Here is a 22,442-nt window from a genome sequence, read left to right as displayed (position 1 = left end):
CCGAGCACTAAGCCTCCGCCCAAGTCGTCAGGCCCCGGCCCACTCGCGATCGCGCTCCCAATGCTCCAACCGGTCCCAGCGCTCGAAATAGAGGTCGCGGCACCGGCGCACGTCCCACTCCCCCTCGACGCGCGGGCCGCCGAGCAGCTGATCGATGGTGCGGGCAATCTCGGTGACGACTTCGTCGAAACGCAGCCACAGATCATCGTCCGTGTAGCGCAGAATCGCGAAACCCCTGCGCACGAGGTTGTTCTGTCGCGCGCGATCCTCGCGGAAAACGTCCTCGTCCATGTGGAATTTCTTCGAATCGAACTCGATGACCAGCCGCGCCGCCACATGCACGAGGTCCCACTCGTACGGCCCGATCCACTGGTTCAGCTCGATTTCGTAGCCGCGCAGGTTCAGCGCACGCGCCAGTCGCCCCTCCTTCAGCGAACGCCGGCGCTCCGGGGCCCACTCGACCAGAGGGCGCAGGCGATTGCGCTGGTGGGCGGGCAGTTCTTCGAGGTCATGCACAAGTTTGCTTCGCGACGCCGCCGTCGGCAGCTTCCGGTCGAGCGCGTCCGCCACGACCTCGGGACCCCACAGTTCGAGAAGATCGACGAGAGTTTCCGCCAGCGACGTCACCGGCACGCCGTCGATCGTGTTGACCTGCACGGACTCGCGTCGCCTGGTCAGGCACCCGGCGACGTCCCGGCGCGACGGCGGGACGACAACGTCCATGTAATCCGGCTCCCGTTTCCGCAGGCCGTGGAGATGCGCCGCGACCCGGTGGGAGAAGACCGCGTCCGGGGCCACCGCGAGGACCAGGCCCATCCGGGTCCGCAGGCCCGAGACCTCGAAGCGGTATCGCCCGCGCTCGACTCGGGCGATCGTTCCGTTCGCCAGCGCTCGCTCGAGCTCCAGGCGGGTCATGCCGCCGTCAAGGAGTTGGCGCCGCGTGCGGATGGTGCCCGGCTGGATGCCCGTCAGCTTGCCGCCGATTTCGCGGAGGCGTTTGCGTCTTTTCGGCTTCACCGACTTCGACTGCGTTGTCTTGCCGCGATTTTCCCCGTGGTCCCCCGTGGATTGATTCACGCGGAGACTCTCGCACGGCCGATGCGCCCCCGCATGACGAGTTTCGGCGGGGGCGGCGGGCCAATCCGGCCATCGAGCGGCGTCCTCGGCGAGAGCTTAGTGCTCAGATCCTCCAGAGTTCATTTGCCGGTCCACAAAACCGCAGGTCAGGATTCCCTCTTTAAAACTCTGGAGGATTCAGGCACTAAGTCGGGCAGAATCCTGCGCATCCGGACACGCAGAGGTGGAAAAGCGCTTGCAGGGGTGGCCGCCAGGTCAGCGCCGCAGGGCCTCGCGCAGCAGGTCGAGCTTCTCCACGACCCCCACCTGCTCGTCGCCGACCACCCCGACCTCCTCCAGCACCGCCCACGTCGCCGAGCACAGTTCCTCGACGTCTTCGCCGGTCAACGGCGTGCCGTCGTCGGCGACCCACCCCAGCGCATCCATGACGTGCGAGGTGACGTCGTGGCGGATGTCCTGGTCGGTCAGCGCCGACAGGCACAGCAGGGTGGCCAGCGCGGCGTCGCGGCCGGCGTGGTCGTCGGCGTCCTCGGCGGGCAGGACGCGCATGCGGTCGCAGTCATCGGCGATGCACGCGCAGCCGGGGTTGCGCCGCAGATCCAGAGCCTGCAGCAGGGGCACGAACTCGAAGACGCCGGACCGCTCGATGAGGTCCACGACATCGTCGCGGGCGGTGGCCAGCGTGTTGCGGATGGACTGTTCGCCGGTGAGCAGCTCGTTGATGGCGGCGATGTCGGGTCCGCCCGCCGCACTGCCCGGGTTGCCGGCGTTGCCGCCTCGCGGATCTCCCGCAGCAGCACCGGCGTCCCCGTCCCCGCCCTGGCCGGTGCCCCGGCCGGCACCACCCGGCCCCGCGACGTTGGCGACGCGGCCGCCGCGCCACAGCCCGTCGATGGTCCCCGATCCGCCGATGCACAGGGCGTCGCCTCGTCGCGGGCGAAGGCCTCGCGCACGTCGAGCCGGTGGTCCCACAACCCCCAGTGCCAGGTCAGCGTGTCGCCGACGTCCTGCAGCACGTCCCCGATGACGGTGTCCAGCGGCACGTTGACGCTCATCCCCGCGTCGAACCCCGGCGCCCCCGCGATCCCCGTCGAGCCTTCCAGGGTGAACTTGGTCGGGGCGGATTCGCCGGGCCAGCCGAACATGACGCGCAGCGCGTCGGAAAGCTCCCGCAGCGTCAGCCGGTCGTTGATGCCGAACTGCCGGTGCACCACCTGGGGCTCCTCCGCCAAAACGGCACCGATGATCAGCGTGGCCGGTTCCGCGGCCACGCGCACGCCCGGGAAGGCGATGACGTTGTCGGTGTCCGTCGACATGGCCCCAAGCGTACCGACGCTCCCCGAACCCCGCCGTGCCCCGAAGCCCCTCCCCACCTCGCGGCGGGGTCAGTCCGCGGCGTACTCCAGAGGCACGGGGCGGGACTCCGCACCCCACGGTTCCCGCAGGTAGTCACGCCGGCGGCGCTGCGATTCCAGCTCGGACCACGTCGCGGTGAGCTCCTCCAGCCCGCGCGCCCACGCGAGCACGGGCCCGGCGGCGGCCTCCCCGACGTGGCCGAATTCGATGGGTTCGACGTCGGCGACCGTCGGAAAGCGCGGCGACACCAGCTTGTCCTTGCCGGGCTTGGCCTTCTCCTCGGCGACGCGGTCCCTCAGCTCCTTCACGTGGCCGCGCAGGGCCTTCACGGTCGCGGCCAGGTCGACGCGGGGCGCGGGGGTCTGCTTGACGACGTCGACCTCCTCCCCCACGGCCAGCACCGCCGCCCCGGCGAACAGGTTGGCCAGCGTCGCCCCGGCGGCGTCGGCGGCCGGGTCCACCAGCCAGGCGCCGGACAGCCGGTCGCCGGTCAACTGCGGCGCGAGCTGCACGTGCCACACCGCGATCTCGCCGGATTCGCCCGGCGCGCCCACGACGGCGATGGTCGTCGGAGCCGTTGCCCCGGCGGCCCCGGCGGCGTCGGTGGCGGTCGCGGCGTCGGTGCCCGCTTCGGTGGCGCTGTCCTCGCTCATGGGCAACAGGATAACCTCACGGTCATGTTCGGATTCCTGAGGAAGAAGAAGAAAGACCCGGTCTACATCGCCGCGGAGCACACCGACACCCCGATGTCGTCGGAGATGACGCGCCTGGTCGCCCAGGAGCTGCCTCTGCTCGACAGCGTCAGCCGCACCCGCGTGTACCGGCTCCTCGAGGAGTACGACGGCCCCACCATCACCTCCCAGGAGGAGCTGCCGCAGGAGATCCGCGACCTGATGGACCTGTAGGCCGCTTCCTTTGCTTTGCGACGCCCACGCGCCACGCGGGCCGTCGCAAAGCAAAAGGGACGGAAAACCCCGGTGCTGCCGGGATTCTCAGGTATTTCTAGGCGCACTCCCGGGGCGCGCCCCCCTGTGGACTCATGCGGCCGGGAGTAGCGTGTGCGGTGATGTCTGCACACAACAACGGCACGTCCAGCACCGACGCTTCGAACGGTGCCCCCGGAGCCGTCTCCACAGAAGCCAGGAAACTCACCGGCTGGGGCCGCACCGCCCCCTCGACCGCGGAGGTGCTCTCCACCTCCGACGTGACGGAGATCGCCAACGCGGTGCGCGCCGTCGCCGAGCAGAACGACGGCAAGCCGTCGCACCTCAAGCGCGGCATCATCCCGCGCGGCATGGGCCGCTCCTACGGCGACCCCGCCCAGAACGCCGGCGGCCTCGTCGTCGACATGCAGGCCCTCAACCAGATCCACTCGATCGACCCGGATTCGGCGATCGTCGACGTCGACGGCGGCGTCACCCTGGATCAGCTGATGAAGGCCGCGCTGCCCTACGGCCTGTGGGTCCCGGTGCTGCCGGGCACCCGCCAGGTCACCATCGGCGGCGCCATCGGCCCCGACATCCACGGCAAGAACCACCACTCGGCCGGTTCCTTCGGCAACCATGTCGCGTCGATGGAACTGCTCGTCGCCGACGGCCGCATCCTGCACCTCGAGCCGGAGGGCTCCGACGACGACCCGTCGGGCGAACTGTTCTGGGCCACCGTCGGCGGCATGGGCCTGACCGGCATCATCCTCCGCGCGAAGATCCGCATGACCAAGACGGAGACCGCGTACTTCATCGCCGACGGCGACCTGACCGCCGACCTCGACGAGACGGTGGCGTTCCACTCCGACGGTTCGGAGCACAACTACACCTATTCCTCCGCGTGGTTCGACGCCATCTCGCCGGAGCCGAAGCTCGGCCGCGCCGCCATCTCCCGCGGCTCGCTGGCCACGCTGGCGCAGCTGGAGGAGCTGGCCCCGAAGCTGGCGAAGGATCCGCTGAAGTTCAACGCCCCGCAGCTGGTGACGGTGCCGGACATCTTCCCGTCGTTCACCATGAACAAGCTGTCCATGGTCGCCATCGGCGAACTGTGGTGGCTGAAGTCGGGCCGCTACAAGAACCAGGTCCAGAATCTGACGCAGTTCTACCAGCCGCTGGACCTCATCGGTGAGTGGAACCGCGGCTACGGCTCCAAGGGCTTCCTGCAGTACCAGTTCGTGGTGCCCATGGACGCCGTCGAGCCGTTCAAGGACATCGTCCGCGACATCCAGAAGTCCGGGCACTACTCCGCGCTGAACGTGTTCAAGCTGTTCGGCGAAGGCAACCGCGGCCACTTGTCCTACCCGATGCCGGGCTGGAACGTGTGCGTCGACTTCCCAATCAAGCGCGGCCTGGGCCCCTTCCTCGACGAACTGGACAAGCGCGTCATGGAGTTCGGCGGCCGCCTGTACCTGGCCAAGGAGTCCCGCACCTCCGCGGAGCACTTCCACGCCATGTACCCCGAAATGGGCGAGTGGCTGCGCATCCGCAACGACATCGACCCCACCGGCGTGTTCGAGTCCGACATGAGCCGCCGCCTCGAGCTGCGCTAGACGCCCTCGATTCCAGAATCGATCCGATTGCCGGTGGGCGTCGCAAAGCACACCCCGCTTTGCGACGGTCACCCTCCCGGCCATCCGGCCACAACCAAGGAGCAACGAACATGATCAACGCCGTGGGCGTCCCCCAGTCCATCCTGGTGCTCGGCGGCACCAGCGAGATCGGCCTCGCCATTTCCGCCGCCTTCCTGGAGAAGGGCCCCGCCAAGGTCACCTTGGCGGCGCTTCCCGGTGACCCGGGCCGCGAGGCCGCCGAGGCGCAGATGCGCGCCGCCGGCGCTTCCGACGTGCGCGTCATCGACTTCGACGCCACCGACTTCGAGTCCCACCCGGGCGTCATCGACGAGGCGTTCGCCGACGGCGACGTCGACATCTGCATCGTCGCCTTCGGCCTGCTCGGCGACGCCGAGGAGCTGTGGCAGAACCAGCGCAAGGCCGTGCAGATCGCGCAGGTCAACTACACCGGCGCGGTGTCGGTCGGCGTGCTGGTCGGCCAGAAGTTCAAGGCGCAGGGCCACGGCCAGTTCATCACCATGTCCTCCGCCGCCGGCGAACGCGTCCGCCGCTCGAACTTCGTCTACGGCTCGACCAAGGCCGGCCTCGACGGCTTCTACCTGTGCCTCGGCGAGGCACTGGAGGAGTACGGCGTGAAGTCCCTGGTCATCCGCCCGGGACAGGTGCGCACCCGCATGTCCGCCGGCGTGAAGGAAGCGCCGCTGACCGTGAACAAGGAAGACGTCGCGGCCCTGGCCGTGCGTTCCGTCGAGGCCGGCAAGTCGCTGGTCTGGGCGCCGCCGACGTTCCGGTGGGTGATGATGATCCTCAAGCACATCCCGCGCCCGATCTTCCGCAAGCTGCCGATCTAGGCCGCTGCCACGGCGCGGGCGCCCGCTGATCCGGCCACCGACGGCGCCACGCGGCGAAAGAGCTCAGCGTGGTGGCGCACGCGGAAAGGATGCGACGCCGCCGGTGCTGACGCCATGAACGAGCTGACGGGATGAACGGGGGGCACGGCATTCACGTGGGCGCCGGACCGTCGTAAAGCAACGGTGGCGGGGTCCGGGCCGTGTGGGAGACTGGTCCCATGTCAGAAAGCACTGCGCCGCCGAGCCCGACGGCGGCCACGGCAACGAAGGCCCCGCACGACCACCGGGACAACCCGTTCGCCACGGACCCCGTGGGCGAGGTCTTCGCCGACGACCAGCTGTCGCTGAAGCACGCGGCGCTGGGCATGATCGCGGCTGCCGTCGGCGGCGCGATCGTGGCGTTCGTCGCGTGGTTCGTGCTGCACCGGATCTCGCTGCCGGCGTTCGGCGGATCGATGGTCACGCGGGCGATCTCCTCCGCCGTGACCGTGGTCCTGCTGCTGGCCGTCACGGTGCTGCTGTGGTTCTGGGCCACCCGCGGCGCCGGCGCCCGCCCCCGCTGGATGGAACTGCTCACCTACGTCGTGTCCTACCTGTCGCCGGCCGCGCTGGTCGCGTCGACGCTGGCCATCCCGCTGGGGTCGACGCGCCTGTACCTCGACGGCATCAGCGTCGACCAGGAGTTCCGCACCGAATACCTGACCCGCATGACCGCGGAATTCGGGCTCAACGACATGGCGTACATCGACGTCCCGTCGTACTACCCCGCCGGCTGGTTCCTGGCCGGCGGCCGCCTCGCCGACCTGTTGGGCATCCCCGGCTGGGAGGTCTTCCAGCCGTGGGCGCTGATCACCCTGGCCGCCGGCGGTTCCCTGCTGGTCCCGGTGTGGCAGCGGCTGTCCGGTTCGCTGCCGGTGGCGGCGGGCATCGCGCTGCTGACGACGGCCATCGCCATCTCCACCACCGCCGACGAGCCCTACGCCGCCGTCGTGGCCATGGGCCTGCCGCCGCTGGCCGTCATGGCCCGCCGCGCACTGGCCGGCGCGTGGTCGGCGACGGTCGGCGTCATCGTCTTCCTGGGATTCTCCGCGACGTTCTACACGCTCCACACCGCCGTCGGCGCCCTCATCGTGATCACGCTGACCATCGCGGTCTGCGCGGCGGAGAGGTCCTGGCGGCCCGTCGCAAAGCTCGTTCTGATGGGCGCGGGTTCCATGCTCATCGCCGCCACGGTATGGGCCCCCTACCTGTGGGCCACGCTGACCGGCGCGGCGTCGTCCGGCGCCACCGCCATGAACTACCTGCCCGACAACGGCGCGCGCGTGCCGCTGCCCATGTTCGCCGCGTCGGTCATCGGCCTGATGTGCCTGCTGGGCCTGATCTGGATGATGGTGCGCGTGCTCGAACCCGACACCCGGGCCATGATCATCGGTCTGGCCGTGATGTACGGCTGGGTGGTCGCGTCGATGATCGCCACGCTGGCCGGGCGGACCCTGCTGGGCTTCCGGCTGGAGGCGCCGATCACCCTGATGCTGGCGACGGCCGGCGTGTTCGCCATCGCCGACATGAAGCTCAACGGGGTCGAAAAGCTGTGGCCCGCCGCCGTGCGCCCCGCCGCCGCGCGCGCCATCAGCGCCGTACTCGCGATGGTGATCTTGCTCGCAGGCGTCGGTTACGCCCAGTCGATCCCCACCCGCCTCCACGGGCCGATCGATCTGGCCCACACCGACACCGACGGATACGGCGAGCGCGCCGACCGTTTCGCGCCCGACGCCGGCAAGTGGTTCCCCGAAATCGACCGCGTCCTGCGCGAGTCCGGGCTGGAGCCGACGGAGTCCGTGGTGCTCACGGATGAGCGCAATTTCCAGGCGTTCTTCCCCTATTACTCGTTCCAGGCCCTGACCAGCCATTACGCCAACCCCTTGGGCGAATTCGACCGGCGCAACGCCGCCATCGAGGAATGGGCGGCCATCACCGACCCCGACGAACTGGTCAACGCGATGGACGCCGACCCGTGGCGGGGGCCCGACGCGATCATCGTCCGCGGCGACGCGTCCGACCCCGACGGGCGCTTTACCATCGACCTGGCCGACGACATCTATCCCAACAACCCCAACGTCCTTTTCCGCGGGGTCGCCTTCGATCCGGCCGCGTTCGAGAAGCATTGGGAGGTCACCCAAAAGGGACCTTTTGTCATCCTGATTAGGCAATAGGGGCCTTTTCCGTAAACTGTGTTTCCGTGTCTGCCGAAACCAGTGAAATCAAACGGAGCCCGGATCTCGACGAACCCGTGGTGACCGTGGACCGGATCGAACGCCCGCCGATGGACGGACCGAAGCCCACCAAGGGCGTTCGGCTCGCGGCCATCGCCGCGGGCATCATCGGTTTCCTGTGCTTCGTCGCGCTGCCCTTCCTCCCGGTGACCCAGACCCAGTCGTCGCTGAGCTGGCCCCAGAACGACAGCCTGAACTCGGTCGACGCGCCCCTGATGGCGCAGGCCCCGATCTCGCTGTCGATGGACGTGCCGCTGTCGCTGGTCGACGAGCTGCCGGAGGGCCGCACGCTGCTGGTCGGCACCCTGCCGCCGGATTCGAAGGACCCGACCGCCGAGGGCCTGCAGGTCCGCCGCGTCAACGGCTCCGTCGACGTCGTCGTCCGCGACCGCGCGGTGCTGTCCCTGAACCAGGACGAGCTGGAGGCGAACCGGGACGGGATCCTGTCCATCCGCTCCACGCACGAGTCCACCGAGGCGTTCGTCGAGGGCGCCGTCGACGAGGAGGGCGAGCCGCTGCGCGGCGTCGTGGAGGAGGACATCCGGCCGCAGACAGTCGGCATCTACACCTCCCTGCCCGCCGACGGCGACGCGGCGGCCGCCGTGGCCGCGGGCCTGAACGTCGACATGGAGATCGACAGCCGGTACACGTCGAAGCCGACGATCATCAAGTACATCGTCATGTGGCTCGGCCTGCTGCTGGCCCTGGTGTCGTTGTGGACCCTGTGGCGCATCGACAAGGTCGACGGCTCGTCGCCGACCCCGTGGCTGCGCAAGGACGCCTGGCGCCTGCGCCCGCTCGACGCCCTGGTCGGCTTCATCCTGCTGGTCTGGCACTTCATCGGCGCCAACACCTCCGATGACGGCTACATCTTCACCATGGCCCGCGTCTCCGACGAGTCCGGGTACATGGCCAACTACTACCGCTGGTTCGGTGCCCCCGAATCGCCGTTCGGCGCCCCGTACTACGACCTGCTGGCGCTGATGGTCAAGGTGTCCACGGCGTCGGTGTGGATGCGCCTGCCCGCGCTGATCGCCGGCCTGGCGATTTGGTTCGTGCTTTCCCGCCTGATCATCCCGCGCCTGGGCCGGGACATCGCCGAGCGCCGCGTGGCCTACTGGTCCGCCGCCGGCGTGCTGCTGGCGTTCTGGCTGCCGTACAACAACGGCCTGCGCCCCGAGCCGGTCGTCGCCCTGGGCGCCCTGCTGACGTGGGTGTTCATCGAGCGCGCCATCCTGACCCGCCGCCTGTTCCCGGCCGCCATCGGCGTCGTCGTCGCCACGCTGTCGCTGAGCTGCGGCCCCACCGGCCTGATGGCCATCGCCGCGCTGCTGGCCGGCCTGCCCGTGCTGGTCCGCATCGTCGTGGAGCGCCACAAGGCCCTCGGCGGCGGCGCCGCGGCCCCGCTGATGCAGACCATGCCGTTCCTGGCCGCGGGCACCGCGATCCTCGTCGCGGTGTTCGGCGACCAGACCCTGGCCTCCGTGCTGGAGTCCATCCGCGTGCGCGGCGCCATCGGCCCGTCGATGCCCTGGTACGAGGAGCCCATCCGCTACTACTGGATGATCCTCCAGTCGGTCGACGGTTCCTTCACCCGCCGCTTCGCCGTGCTGGCCGCGCTGATGGCGCTGGCCATCACCGTCGCCGCGCTGCTGCGCCACCGCACCGTCCCCGGTGCCCTGGCCGCGCCGTCGATGCGCCTGGTGTTCATGTACGTGGGCACCATGTTCTTCCTGACCTTCACGCCGACCAAGTGGACCCACCACTTCGGCGTGTACGCCGGCATCGGCGCCGCGCTGGCCGCGCTGGCCGCCATGGCGATCTCGCACTGGGCCGTCGGCTCGCGCCGCAACCAGGTGCTCTTCGCCGGCGCGTCGATCTTCCTGCTGGCGTTTTCGCTGATGGGCATCAACGGCTGGTGGTACGTGTCGGCGTACGGCGTGCCGTGGTTCGACAAGACCGTCCAGTTCCGCGGCGTCGAGGCCGGCAACATCGTCATGGTCATCGCGCTGCTCACCCTCGCCGCCGGTGCGGTGCTGCAGTTCGTGCAGGAGTTCCGCGGCAAGGACCGCAAGCCGTCGACGCTGGCGGCGCGATTGCGCCTGGGCACCGTCGCGGCCTCGCCGTTCGCGGTGGTCTCCTTCATGGTGGTCATCTTCTCGGTGCTCAGCCTGGGCAAGGGCTTCGTCTCCCAGTACCCGGCCTACTCGGTCGGCCTGGGCAACCTGCGCGCGCTGACCGGCCAGACCTGCAACCTGGCCGAGGACGTCCTCATGGAGACCGATCCGAACCAGGGCTTCCTGACCCCGGTCGGCGGCGTGTCCCTGGGCGACTCCCTCGACCCGGAGGGCAACGCCCGCGGCTTCACCCCGAACGGCCTGCCGTCGGAGATGACCGCCGACGCGGTGTGGGTCAACGACGGCCAGTCGAACACCGACCGCAGCGAGAACCCGGATTCCAACTGGGTCTCCGGCGGCGAGGGCGCGTCGACGGAGGGCGGCTTCGAGGCCGAGGCCGGCGTCAACGAGTCCCGCGCGACGCTGCCGTTCGACCTCGACGGCGAGCGCATCCCGGTGCTGGGCTCCTACAGCGAGGAGGTCCAGGTCCCGGGCTCGCTGGAGACCTCCTGGTACGAGCTGCCGGAGCGCTCCGAGTCGCACCCGCTGCTGGTGGTCTCGGCCGCCGGCCGCATCTACCACCACGACATCAATGGCGTTGAGCAGGAAGGCCAGTCGCTGATGGCCCAGTACGGCCAGTGGAACGGTTCGGAGTGGATCACGCTGCACGAGTCCGAGCCGATGGACATCGGCCCCGCCCCGACGTGGCGCAACCTGCGCTTCCCCACGGCCGACATCCCGGCCGAGGCCACCGCGGTGCGCCTGGTGGTCAAGGACGAGAACCTGGCCAAGGGCGAGTGGATCGCCGTCACCCCGCCGCGTCTGGCGGAGCTGACGCCGATGCCGCAGGTGATCGACGCGTCGGTGCCGACCATCCCGGACTGGGCGGTGGCGTTCCAGTTCCCGTGCCAGCGCCCGTTCGACCACTTCGCCGGCGTGGCGGAGAACCCGAAGTTCCGCATCACCCCGGACCGCGACCTGAAGGTGTCGTCGACGGACACGTGGATGTCGCTGAGCGCCGGTGGCGTGCTGGGCATGTCCGACGCCGTCAACGAGTCGGTGGCGGTGCCCGCGTACCAGAACCACGACTGGAACCGTGACTGGGGCATCGTCGAGGCGCTGCAGTCCCGCCCGAACCCGGACGGCGTCCGCCCGGAGCCGGCGGTCATCGACCACGAGGAGATCACCCGCTCCGGCCTGTGGTCGCCCGGGCCGATGATCGCGGAGGAGGACTAGTTCCTCCCGGGCGCGCCGTCGCTTGACGACGGCCCACCCACCCGCTTCCGGCCCGTGAACCCGGGTCCCTCCCGCACCGTGGAGGGGCCCGGGTTCCGCCGTTTCCGGGTCCGCCCGGGGCGGGGCAGCGGCGTCCGCGTGCATGACGGACAATGGGGCGGTGAGCAACATCGATGGTTTCGGGCAGGGCGGCGACGCCGGCGGGCAGGGTTTCGGGCACGGCAGCGGCCAGGACGACGAAGGCGTCGCACCGATCCTCGTCGCGGCGGTCGTCGTCACCGACGATCGAGGCCGCGTGCTGACGGTCCGCAAGGCCGGCACCGACCGCTTCATGCTCCCCGGCGGCAAGCCGGAGGAGATCGCCGGGGCGGATGGGCGGCGTCGTGAAGCGCCCGCGGAGACCGTGATCCGTGAGTTCCGCGAGGAACTCGGCGCGGAGCTGGACCCCGGGAAGCTGGCCGACTGGGGCGTCGTCGCCGATGCCGCGGCGAATGAGCCGGGGCGGTCGGTGGTGGGGCATCACCAGCGCTATCTCGGGGCGGTGCCGGAGGTGTCGCCGCAGGCGGAGATCGAGGAAGTCCGGTGGGTCGACCCGCGTTTCCCGACCGGGCGGCTGGCGCCGATGCTGGCCAACCACACGCTGCCGCGGCTTCGCGACGGGGCGCCGGCCAGGGAGATTTCGGCGGTGACCGTGTTCGCGGGTTCCACCGACGGCGCCGACCCGGCGTGGCGCACGGCGGCGGAGGAGCTGGGGCGGGAGCTCGGGCGCGAACGCGTGGAGATCGTCTACGGCGGCGCGTCGATCGGCCTGATGGGCGCCGTGGCCGACGGGGCGCTGGCCGAGGGCGGGCGCGTCACCGGCGTCATCCCGACGTTGCTGCGCGACCGCGAAATCGCCCACCGCGGGTTGTCCCACCTGGAGACCGTGGACACGATGGCGCAGCGCAAGGACCGGATGTACGCGCTCGGCGACGCGTTCATCGCGCTGCCCGGCGGCGCCGGCACGCTGGAGGAATTCTTCGAGGTGTGGACGCGCCAGCACATCGGCATCCACCAGCAGCCCGTCGCGTTGGTCGGGCCGGGCGGGTTCTGGCGGCCGCTGGTGGCGCTGATCGAATCGCTCGTCGACGGCGGACTGATCCAGCGCAAGCACCTGGATTCGCTCATCGTCGTGGAGGACCCCGCCGAGCTGCTGCCGGCGCTGTGCACGTGGCGGGCGCCCGGCACGAAGTGGGGATGACCATGCGGGCGTGAGTGGGCGGGCGTGACTGTGCGGACGACTGCGCGGCACCCTCACCGCACACGAACGCGCCGCCGGGGCCCCTTCCCCAGGGCCCCGACGGCGCGTCGGTGATGCGGTGATGTGTTGGCCGCCGTCGACCGGGGTCCCTTCCCCAGGACCCCGATGACGGGCGGTGTTCGGGTGGGCGCGGGCCGTCGTAAAGCCAACCGGCCCGCCCGAGATGCGCCTTTAGCGCGAGGCGCCGGCCAGCAGCGCGACCACGTCGGAGTACGTGGCCAGCTTGATGACCTGATCCGGATCGAACGACGACCCCTCGCCGGCGGTGGCATCGTCGCCGCCGATGGTGTCTCCGGCCTGGCCGGCCTCGTCGGCGGTCGGGGCGTTCTCGCCGATCTCCTCGAGCTGGCCCTCGGGGACGTTGCCCGACTCGATGGCCTGCTTCAGGAAGGCGATGAGCGTGTCGATCTGCGCGGCGTCCAGGCCCGCGGCCTCGGCGGCGTCGCGGACGGCGGCGATGCTGTCGTCGAAGTCGGCGTCGGAGGAGCCGCCCTGGATGGCCTCGATGATGGCGTCAACCAGTTCGGCCGTGGCCAGCGGAGACTCCGGCGCGGTGGTCGCGTCGTCGTTCGCGTCGTCGGTGGTGCCGCCGATGACATCGCCGTCGGCGGAGCGGTCGCGCGGCGGGGCGACGGTCTTGGCGTCGGCACCGGTGTCGGCGGCGTCCTTGGCGCGCTCGGCACCGGCGGCCTCGGCCTCGCTCTTCGGCTCGCCGCGGGTCTCGGGAGAGGCGGTGGCGTCGCCGGCTCCCCGACCGTTGACGCCGTTGGCGGAGCCACCCTTGCTCAGGCCCTCGAGCTGCGCCTTCGTGCCGTTGAAGGTGTTCAGGTCGACGGGGGTGTTGATGCCCGGCACGACGCCGGTGCTGGAGCGCTGCCAGAACAGCGGCTCGTTCCAGCCGCCGGGGACGTCCGTCGGCGGCTGGTCCTGGTAGGCGGCCAGCCACAGCGGGTAGCCGTTGAGGCCGGTGGTGTCGGCCATCTTGTTCACCCAGAACCAGCGGTAGGTGTAGATCATCGGCATTTCGCCGGTCTTGAGCTCCACGCGCTGCAGGAACGCCGACGCCCACTTCTCCAGGGCGGCGGGGGTCATGCCGGCATCGAGCTCGAGGTCGAGCACGGGCGGCAGGGTGCGGGCGCCGGCGGGCTGCAGCTTCAGTGCCTCGGCGTAGGCGTCGGCCTGCACGACGGCGTCGCGGTCGGGGTGGGCCTTGTGGTAGCTGCCGATCATCAGGCCGGCGTCGGAGGCGGCCTTGGAGTCCTCGGCGAAGAAGGGGCTCAGGCCCTCGAGGCCGTCGGTGGCCTTGATGAAGGCGAACTGCTCGCCGGAGGCGGCGACCTTCTCCCAGTCGAGCTTCACGCCGCCGGGACGCTGCCACTTGGAGACGTCGATGCCGGTCGGGGAAGTCGCGGTGAAGGCCTCGGCCGGGGCCGGCGCCAGGACGCCCAGCGCCATGGGCAGGGCGGCGGCGAGGGCGACGATCGCGCCTGCGCGGCCGCGGCGGGCTCCCGAGCGCGGCCGGGACTTGGGGAAGGTCACGGTGCGGAGGTTCATGACTCGTAACTATACGGCACTCACGCCCCTTTAGTCACATTGGCAACACGAGTAACAAACCCCTCCCGGTATATGCGCTGGGGTTTTCCCTCACCCACCGAGCTTTACGACGCCGCTGATTCACGACGCCGCCGTACTTGTTGGCGCCGATGTTCTGCGACGGCACTGCTTTACGACGGCACCGCGGAGCCTCTGCGGCGAACGGAATCCGGCCGCCGCAGATGATCCGACTGCCGCGCCAACTTTTTCGCGACGAGCCAGCACCCGATCAACGCCGCCAGATACAGCGGCCACATCACGGCGATGGGCCACGCGCCCCAGCTGGTCGGCCACGAGTAGTTCCACAGGAAGTGCATGAGGAATGCGGCGAACGGGCCACCGAGGCCGAGCGTCCAGCGGGCGGGCGTCGTCAAGCGGGGATGCAGCAGCGCCATGCCGACGCCGAGCCCCGCCACCGCCGAGAAGAAGACGTGCAGGCCGGGGCCGGCGACGGCGCGGACGAACCACATGAACAGCAGGCCGTCGACGTCGGAGTTGGCGTCGTCGAGTGCGCCGGCGGCGCCGTACTGGACGGTTTCGATGAGCTCGAAGCCCAGGCCCACGAAGATGCCGACCAGCAGGCCGTCCCACGGGCGATTCCACGGGCGCGGCAGGGCCAGCAGGATCAGGGCGATGCCCAGCGACTTGCCGACTTCCTCCGGCCACGCGCCCGCCAGCGACGCCTCGGCGGCTTCCCAACCGACGGCGGTGGCGATGGTGGTCATCGATTCGCCCGCGACGAGGATGAACGTGAAGGACCCCAGCGCTCCCCAGGCCAGCGCGAGCAGCGGCCACGCGCCGGCGGGGCGCCACAGGACCGAGCGGGACATGGCCCACCAGACGACGCCGATGACCGCCGCCGAAATCAACGTGCCGAACAGCAGCGACAGCGGCGTGACCCGCCCGAACGCGAAGAGCGTCAGGGCATTGACGGCCGCGCCCGCCGCGATGATCGGGACCAGGATCAGGAAGGCCCAGCGGATTTGGGAGGTGCGATCGATCATCGGCCCTCGCCCTTCCGCACGTCGGCGAGGATCGTCGCGGTGGCGTCGTCGACGTCCTCCGCGTCGCCGGAGACGATGGCCACGAGACCGCGGGCGCCTTCGGCGGAGCCGGAATCGGCCTCTCCGCCCGAACCGGCGGGATCGGCAGGATCCGCACCGACGCGATCGTCGGCCGTCCCCTCCTCGCCGAGCACGATAACCTGGTGCGTCACGCCGTCGAGGCTGGTCACGGGCGTGCCCGACCACGCGAGCAGGCCCGGGGCCCGCGGCGTCTCCGCGGCGCGCATCTCCGGGGCGGGCGAGTCCGAGAACGTCTTGGCGCGGATGGCGCGCACCCCGAAGCGGGGCAGGTCCTCCACGCCTTCGGCGGAGCGCGTCTCGATGGTCACGTCGTCGCAGGTGAATTCGTGGGCGCCCACGGTCAACGAGGTGGCGCGGTCGCAGTCGGGGGCGCCGTCCCGGACGTCGAAAAGCGCACTGTAGGAGGCGTCTTCGCCGCCGAGGGTGACCGTGCGCACGCTCTCGAGGACCTCCGCCTCCTCGCCCTTGGCGGAGGACAGCCCGGCGGCCAACGCAACGGGTGCGAGCGTGGCGGCCAGCGCGACGGCACTCACCAGCGCCACCGTGCGGTGCGAGGTGCCGCTGAATCGGTTCGGTTTCATCCGCCCATGATGCCATGCCGCGCGGCGGAATTGAGCACTGTTCAGATCCGAAACTTCCCGGCCACGCCGTTGTCGAACACCCGATCCGGCCCCGTCCCTACACTGGGCCGCATGACAGACGAGAACGCGAACGCCACCAGCCCGACCACGGCCCCCTCCCCCGCCGACGACCTGTACCGCCACGTCAACGGCGAATGGATCGACTCGCACGTCATCCCCGCCGACCGCGCCGTCGACGGCGCCTTCCACAAGCTGCGCGAGGAGTCGGAGGAAGCCGTCCGGGCGATCGTCGAGGATGCGCCGGCGGATTCGCGCATCGGAAAACTCTACGGGGCGTTCATGGACGAGGCCGCGATCGAGGACGCCGGCATCGACGCGCTGGCGCCGGACATCGCAGCGCTCGACGTCGACGACCGCGACGACCTCGCCGAGGCGCTGGGCCGCCTGGACCGCACCGGCGTCACCGGCCCGGCGGCGTTCTGGGTGGAGAAGGACTCCACCTCGGATGTGGCGATGCTCTACCTCGTCCAGTCCGGGCTGGGCCTGCCGGACGAGGCCTACTACCGCGAGGAATCCCACGCCGAGACGCTGGCCGCCTACCGGGAACACGTCGAGTCCATGCTGCAGCTGCTGGAGGATTCGACGGTGTCGGCGGGCAACTTCGAGGGCTTCGACGGCCTCGATTCCTTCCCGCTGCACGACCTCGCCGACGCCGCCCGCCGCATCGTCGACTTCGAGTCGGCGCTGGCGTCCGGCCATTGGGACGTCGTGGCCAGCCGCGACGCCGTGCGCACCTACAACCTCACCGACATGACCGCCCTGCCCGCCGGTTACCCGTGGGCGCGCTGGTTCGCGCAGATGGGCGTCGGCGCGGAGGTCGGCGCGGGGGCGGGCGCGGAATCGGACGCTTCGGCCGGGGTGGAGCGGATCGTCGTCATGCAGCCTTCCTACCTGGAGCACCTGGCGGCGCTGTGGCGCGACACCGACCTGGAGGACCTGCGGCTGTGGGCGCTGTGGCGCGTGCTGCGGGCGCGGGCGCCGTACCTGGGCGCGGCGTTCGTGGAGCAGAATTTCGAGTTCTACGGCAAGACCCTGTCCGGCGCCGAGGAGCTGCGGGCGCGGTGGAAGCGCGGCGTCGGCCTGGTCGAGGGCGCGCTGGGCCAGGAAGTGGGCAAGGAGTACGTCGCCCGCCACTTCCCGCCGACCCACAAGGAGCGGATGCTCGAGCTGGTCGACTACCTCATCGAGGCGTACCGCGAGCGCATCACCGACCTCGACTGGATGACGCCCGACACCCGTGAGCGCGCGCTGGAGAAGCTCGGCCAGTTCAAGGCGAAGATCGGATACCCCGACAAGTGGCGGAGCTACGAGGGCCTGGAGCTGACGGGCACTTTGCTTGACGACGTCCGCGCCGCCTCCGCATTCGGCCACGACTACGAAGTGGCGAAACTGGGCAAGCCGGCGGACCGCGACGAGTGGTTCGCCACGCCGCAGACCGTCAACGCGTTCTACAACCCCGTGGTCAACGACATCACGTTCCCCGCGGCGATCCTGCAACCCCCGTTCTTCGATCCCGAGGCCGACGCCGCCGAGAACTTCGGCGCGATCGGCGCGGTCATCGGCCACGAGATCGGGCACGGCTTCGACGATCAGGGCTCGCAGTACGACGGCCACGGCAACCTCAACCAGTGGTGGACCGACGCCGACCGCGCGGCGTTCGAGGGGCTGACCGACAAGCTCGTCGAGCAGTTCGACGGGCTGGTGCCCACCGGCCTGCGCGAGCGCGGCGAAACCGGCGTCGGCGTCAACGGCAAGTTCACCCTCGGCGAGAACATCGGCGACCTCGGCGGCCTGGGCATCGCCGTGGTGGCGTACCGCCGCTGGCTCGCCGACCAGGGGCGCGACACGTCCGTGGAGAAGGACCCGGAGGCGTACCGCGGCCTGTTCCTGTCGTGGGCGCTGGTGTGGCGCACCGCCATCCGCCCCGAGATGAGCCGCCAGTACCTGGCCATCGACCCGCACTCGCCGGCGGAGTTCCGCTGCAACGTCATCGTCACCGACATCGATGAGTTCCACGCCGCCTTCGACGTGAAGCCCGGCGATGGCATGTGGCGCGACCCCGCGGAGCGCGTGACCATCTGGTAGCCGGCGGCGCAGGCGCGGCGCGGCCCGTCCAAGCGGAGCGGGCGCCCGGGCGGAGCCAACGTCCGGGCCTGTCGCGCGGGCAGGCATGGCGCGGGCTTCACATTCGTTCCCGCGTCCCGGCAACCCTCCACGTAGCCACCGTTTCCACCCTCCACCCGAACGGTTTACAATTGTGCGGGAGAGTTGCCGGCGGGGACGCCGGGGCGTCGTGAAGCAAAACAACGGCCCCCACCGCCGACCCGGCACCACCCGCCCGGCCGAGGAGGAGGACCCGTGGATGCCCGCGACGTGCAGGCCCTGGCGGCCGTCAAGCTGTACTACGGCGAAGGGCTGACGCAATCCGACGTGGCCAAGGAGCTCGGGGTGTCGCGGCCGACCGTGTCCAAGCTGCTGACGCTCGGGCGCGAACGCGGATACGTGTCCATCACCATCCACGACCCGCGCGAGGAAGCGTCCGAAGCCGGCGCCCGCCTGCGCGACCGGTACGGCCTCGCCGACGTGCGGCTCGCCCAGCCCGCGCGGCCCGGATCCGACGTGCTGCTGCGCGAACTCGGGCGGATCGGCGCGGAACTGCTCGACGAACTCGTCGTCGACGGCACCATGCTCGGAGTGTCCTGGGGGCGCACCATGTTCGCCGTGTCGCGGCAGCTGAAGCGCAAGGACGTGCAGGGCGTCGAGATCATCCAGCTCAAGGGCGGGATGAGCCACTCCGACAAGTCGACCAACGACATCCGCACCATCGGCGGGTTCTGCTCCGCGTTCGGGGCGTTCGCGCGGACGCTGCCGCTGCCGGTGATCTTCGATTCCGTGGAGACCAAGCGCATCGTCGAGCAGGACCGGCACATCGCCCACATCCTGCAGCTGGGGCGGGAAGTCGACATTGCGCTGTTCACGGTCGGCAACATCGCGGCGGATTCGCTGGCACTGAATCTGGGGCAGCTTTCCGACGGCGAACGCGACCGCCTGCTCGAGCGCGCCGTCGGAGATGCGTGCTCGCGGTTCTACCGCGCCGACGGCGGGGTGGCGTTGCCCGAGGTCGACGCGCGGACCGTGGGCATCACCCTGGCGGATCTGCGGCGCGTGCCCACGAGGGTGCTGGTCGCCGGCGGGTCCGACAAAACCGAGGCGATCGAGACGGCGCTGCGCACCGGTCTGGCCACGCATGTCGTCATCGACGAGGCGACCGCGGCGAGGGTGCTGGAGGTCTAGCGCAGCGCGCCCCCACCCTGCACCCGCCGCGCCCTCCGCGGCCGTCCCCCACCCGACCCCTGTCGCCCGTCCCTCACGTCGGCGTCCCCTCCACCACCGTCCCGAACCCAACCCCCGTCGCCCCTCCACCACCGTCCCACACCCGGCCCCCGTCGCCCCCTTCACACAGAAAGATGTCGGGGAGCCAAAAAGATGCGGTGTGCCACTTCTTTCTGGCTGTCCGACGTCTTTCTGCCGGGGGTGGCCTCACGTCTCCCGATCCCCGCGGCCCATGATCTCCCGTCGCAGCGGAGCCACGATTTCCCGTCGTTGCAGCCCCCGTTTTCCGGTCGCCGAGGATTCCCCGAAACCCGATGGAACCGATCGGCCCCGAACCGCGTCTAACAAGGTGCGGCCCCATCGATGAAGGCCGCCGTACACGTCGGCGCGGATCGTCGTAAAGCGATGTCCGCTGGCCAGCCACGGGCGAACGCCCGCGTGTGCGACGAACCGACACCGGGGGAACCACGTAAACCATGGGCACGACAACCGAAACGACGCTGCGAATCCATTCCAGCGGCGTGATCCTGCGCCGCGACCAAAACGAGCTGGGCGCCGACGAGATCCGGCGGCGATTCCGAGCGGGGGAACTCGTGCGGATCGCGCGAGGCATCTACATCCGCCACGCCGAACGCCCCCGCCATGAAGATTTCCGGTTACGCGCGGCGGCTGCGGGACTGATCCACTCCGGCGCCATCGTCACGGGCCCCGGTGCAGCCGCCATCCAGGGTTTCGGTGGCCTGTACCCGCAAAAAATGATGATCGATGTGCTGTCCCCGAGCGTCGACGGCACTTCGGAAAGCGGATTCTGCCGCCTGCGCAAAGCCAAGGGCGACGAGGCAACCCACATCGTCGACGGCATCCGCGTAACCACGCCCGCAGTGACCATCATGGAGACCGCTCTCGTCCACGGGGCCCGCATGGGTCTCGCCGTCGCCGAATCGGTGCTGTGGACGGGAAAATGCACGAAAAAGGAGCTTGCCGACGCCTACGCACACACCGCCCGCCGCAAAGGCCGGAGCGCCGCGAAGTTCGTGGCCGAGACCGCCGATGACCGCAGCCAATCCGTCGGTGAAACCCTGACGCATTGGTGCATCCGCCAAGCCGGGTTGCCCGAGCCGCTGCAGCAAGTGGAGATTTTCGACGAGACCGGGGCGTTCGTGGCCAAGGTGGACTTCTTCTGGCCCGAGTTCGGGATCATTGTCGAATTCGACGGAAACGTGAAGCTCTCCGGGAAATACGGCGATCCCGAAACGGTGGCGCGGCGACAACTGGAGCGGGATACCGCGCTGACGAACCTGGGTTTGCGGATTCTCCACGTGAAATGGGACGAAGTTTTCTCGGGAACGGGGATCCGGACGATTCGCGGATTCTACTATCACTTCGCCGCGCTCCGCGGCGGATACCTGGGCAGCTGGCGACTGGCCGATCTGCGGCGTTAATCGCTGCGGGGAGGGGCGAGGGGGCTGAGGGAGTTGAGGGGTTGAGGGGTTGAGAGGTTGAGGGGTTGAGGGGTTGAGGGGTTGAGGGGTTGAGGGGTTGAGGGGTTGAGGGGGAACGAAGATCGATGGGATCGAGGAGTCTCCCGGCCACGCAAAGCCGCCCTTCGAGAGAAAGATGTCCAGCGGCCAGAAAGAGGTGGTTTGCCACTTCTTTCTGTCCACTGGACATCTTTTTGCGGGGTTAGGGCTGCAGCGCCGCGCCGACGGGTCGGCGGGGCCAGCACGGCGGCGTGGGCAGAGCCGGCGGAAACCAGCCGCGCTGCCGGGCCACGCCGCCGCGCGGCACCCCACCTAGAATGCGATGACGCCCACGATGGCGGCGTTGAGCAGGTTGACGCACAGACCCGCGAACAGGGCCAGCGGGCCATTCTTCGCCACCTCGCCGCGACGCTCCGGCGCCAGCGCGCCGATGGAGCCGATCTGGATGGCGATGGACGACAGGTTGGCGAAACCGGCCAGGGCGAACGTCGCGATCATGACCGACTTCGGGTCCAGGGAGTCGACGTGCTCGCCGAAGGAGGTGTAGCCGACGAACTCGTTGAGGATCGTCTTCTGGCCGATGAAGTTGCCGACCAGGCCGGCGTCGTCCCACGGCACGCCGATCAGCCACGCGATAGGCGCGAAGATGGCGCCGAACAGCCCCTCGAGGGACCAGTTGTCCTGGCCGAACCAGCCGCCGATGCCGCCGAGGAAGGCGGACAGCATGGCGATCGTCGCGATGAAGGCGATGAGCAGGCAGCCGACGATGACGGCGATGCGGCCGCCGTTCATGGCGCCGGCGCCGAGGGCGTCGATGACGTTCTTGGACTCGGTGTCGCGGACGTCGCGGACGGAGGCGTCGAGGTCGGACTCCTCGGTCTCGGGCCAGAAGGCCTTCGCGATGATCAGCGAGCCCGGCGCGTTCATGATCGACGCGGCCAGCAGGTACTCAAGGGGCGCGCCGAGCAGGGAGTAGCCGATCAGGGTCGAGCCGGCGACGGAGGCGAAACCGCCGGTCATGCAGGTGAACAGCTCGGACTTGGTCAGCTTGGGCAGGTACGGCTTGATCACCAGCGGCGCCTCGGATTGCCCGAGGAAGATCACGGTCGACGCCCACACGGATTCGACCTTCGACGTGCCCAGGATGAACTTCAGGGCGGTGCCGACGTAGTCGACGAAGTACTGCACGACCCGCAGGTAGTACAGGGCGCCGAGGATCGCGCCGAGGAAGATGATCACGGGCAGCACGTTGAGGGCGAAGACGAATCCGCTGTCCTCGCCGAACAGGCCGCCGAAGACGAAGGACGTGCCTTCGCCGGTGAAGTCGATGAGTTTCTCGATGGCGTGCGCGGTGCTCTTGAGCGCCTGGAAGCCGGGCTCCCATTTCAGCACGAGCAGGGCGAACAGCACCTGCAGGCCGAGGCCGACGCCGAGGGTGCGCCAGTTGATGGATTTGCGGTGCTTGGAGAAGGTGATGGCGACGCCGAAGATCAGGATGATGCCGAGCAGACCCTGTAGCCGTTCCATTGTTTCTTCCGTTCT

At 69.7% G+C, this 22,442-nt stretch carries 16 protein-coding genes; 9 read left to right on the top strand and 7 right to left on the bottom strand.

Features of this window, described 5'->3' with window-relative positions:
- Positions 1 to 27: 27 nt before the first annotated feature.
- The 3 genes from CX1_RS07425 to CX1_RS07415 all read right to left on the bottom strand — a co-directional run bounded on the left by CX1_RS07425 (position 28) and on the right by CX1_RS07415 (position 3,086).
- Entirely contained in the window at positions 28 to 1,077 is a 1,050-nt protein-coding gene (locus CX1_RS07425) for a DUF559 domain-containing protein (RefSeq protein WP_146780674.1), read from the bottom strand.
- Between the two features lie 255 nt (positions 1,078 to 1,332).
- Complete coding sequence (locus tag CX1_RS07420; RefSeq protein ID WP_082719218.1) at positions 1,333 to 2,049, bottom strand: hypothetical protein; 717 nt, start codon at positions 2,047 to 2,049, stop codon at positions 1,333 to 1,335.
- A 413-nt stretch (positions 2,050 to 2,462) separates the two neighbouring features.
- Complete coding sequence (locus CX1_RS07415) at positions 2,463 to 3,086, bottom strand: hypothetical protein (protein ID WP_052753010.1); 624 nt, start codon at positions 3,084 to 3,086, stop codon at positions 2,463 to 2,465.
- Positions 3,087 to 3,110: 24 nt separating this feature from the next.
- Here CX1_RS07415 and CX1_RS07410 point away from each other — a divergent pair, with 24 nt between their 5' ends.
- The 6 genes from CX1_RS07410 (at position 3,111) to CX1_RS07385 (ending at position 12,707) form a co-directional block, all read left to right on the top strand.
- Positions 3,111 to 3,338: a hypothetical protein gene (locus CX1_RS07410; protein WP_046649536.1), complete on the top strand. Its 228-nt coding sequence runs from the start codon at positions 3,111 to 3,113 to the stop codon at positions 3,336 to 3,338.
- Positions 3,339 to 3,499: 161 nt separating this feature from the next.
- Positions 3,500 to 4,969, top strand: coding sequence for a decaprenylphosphoryl-beta-D-ribose oxidase (gene dprE1, locus CX1_RS07405; protein ID WP_046649537.1), 1,470 nt, complete (start codon positions 3,500 to 3,502; stop codon positions 4,967 to 4,969).
- Between the two features lie 110 nt (positions 4,970 to 5,079).
- Complete coding sequence (gene dprE2, locus CX1_RS07400; RefSeq protein ID WP_046649538.1) at positions 5,080 to 5,841, top strand: decaprenylphospho-beta-D-erythro-pentofuranosid-2-ulose 2-reductase; 762 nt, start codon at positions 5,080 to 5,082, stop codon at positions 5,839 to 5,841.
- A 218-nt stretch (positions 5,842 to 6,059) separates the two neighbouring features.
- Positions 6,060 to 8,054: a galactan 5-O-arabinofuranosyltransferase gene (locus tag CX1_RS07395; protein ID WP_060925483.1), complete on the top strand. Its 1,995-nt coding sequence runs from the start codon at positions 6,060 to 6,062 to the stop codon at positions 8,052 to 8,054.
- A 26-nt stretch (positions 8,055 to 8,080) separates the two neighbouring features.
- Positions 8,081 to 11,467 carry an arabinosyltransferase domain-containing protein gene (locus tag CX1_RS07390; protein WP_060925482.1) on the top strand — a complete coding sequence of 1,129 codons (3,387 nt, stop codon included), beginning with the start codon at positions 8,081 to 8,083 and terminating at the stop codon, positions 11,465 to 11,467.
- Positions 11,468 to 11,627: 160 nt separating this feature from the next.
- Positions 11,628 to 12,707, top strand: coding sequence for a TIGR00730 family Rossman fold protein (locus CX1_RS07385; protein ID WP_255217648.1), 1,080 nt, complete (start codon positions 11,628 to 11,630; stop codon positions 12,705 to 12,707).
- A 231-nt stretch (positions 12,708 to 12,938) separates the two neighbouring features.
- Here CX1_RS07385 and CX1_RS12425 read toward each other — a convergent pair whose 3' ends face one another.
- From CX1_RS12425 to CX1_RS12415, 3 genes are all read right to left on the bottom strand, one after another.
- Positions 12,939 to 14,321 (bottom strand): glycoside hydrolase family 25 protein, encoded by a 1,383-nt coding sequence (locus CX1_RS12425; RefSeq protein WP_113570013.1) that lies wholly within the window; start codon positions 14,319 to 14,321, stop codon positions 12,939 to 12,941.
- A 170-nt stretch (positions 14,322 to 14,491) separates the two neighbouring features.
- On the bottom strand, positions 14,492 to 15,364 hold the full coding sequence (locus CX1_RS12420; RefSeq protein ID WP_052753013.1) for a PrsW family intramembrane metalloprotease: 873 nt from the start codon (positions 15,362 to 15,364) through the stop codon (positions 14,492 to 14,494).
- Positions 15,361 to 16,026: a hypothetical protein gene (locus tag CX1_RS12415; protein ID WP_146780677.1), complete on the bottom strand. Its 666-nt coding sequence runs from the start codon at positions 16,024 to 16,026 to the stop codon at positions 15,361 to 15,363. Before CX1_RS12415 ends, CX1_RS12420 begins: the two co-directional genes overlap by 4 nt.
- Positions 16,027 to 16,137: 111 nt before the next feature.
- Between CX1_RS12415 and CX1_RS07365 the strand changes: the two genes are divergently transcribed.
- From CX1_RS07365 to CX1_RS07355, 3 genes are all read left to right on the top strand, one after another.
- Positions 16,138 to 18,171 carry a M13 family metallopeptidase gene (locus tag CX1_RS07365; RefSeq protein WP_060925481.1) on the top strand — a complete coding sequence of 678 codons (2,034 nt, stop codon included), beginning with the start codon at positions 16,138 to 16,140 and terminating at the stop codon, positions 18,169 to 18,171.
- 273 nt (positions 18,172 to 18,444) lie between these two features.
- Positions 18,445 to 19,380: a sugar-binding transcriptional regulator gene (locus tag CX1_RS07360; RefSeq protein ID WP_046649541.1), complete on the top strand. Its 936-nt coding sequence runs from the start codon at positions 18,445 to 18,447 to the stop codon at positions 19,378 to 19,380.
- A 515-nt stretch (positions 19,381 to 19,895) separates the two neighbouring features.
- Positions 19,896 to 20,861 (top strand): PDDEXK family nuclease, encoded by a 966-nt coding sequence (locus CX1_RS07355; protein ID WP_052753014.1) that lies wholly within the window; start codon positions 19,896 to 19,898, stop codon positions 20,859 to 20,861.
- Between the two features lie 351 nt (positions 20,862 to 21,212).
- Here CX1_RS07355 and CX1_RS07350 read toward each other — a convergent pair whose 3' ends face one another.
- Positions 21,213 to 22,427 carry a NupC/NupG family nucleoside CNT transporter gene (locus tag CX1_RS07350; protein ID WP_046649542.1) on the bottom strand — a complete coding sequence of 405 codons (1,215 nt, stop codon included), beginning with the start codon at positions 22,425 to 22,427 and terminating at the stop codon, positions 21,213 to 21,215.
- Between the last annotated feature and the right edge of the window lie 15 nt (positions 22,428 to 22,442).

This window comes from Corynebacterium xerosis NBRC 16721 = ATCC 373 (assembly GCF_001552415.1).
Taxonomy (GTDB): Bacteria; Actinomycetota; Actinomycetes; order Mycobacteriales; family Mycobacteriaceae; genus Corynebacterium; species Corynebacterium xerosis.
Note: the sequence above shows the minus strand (reverse complement) of the source record. Positions and strands in the feature narration are given on the sequence as shown.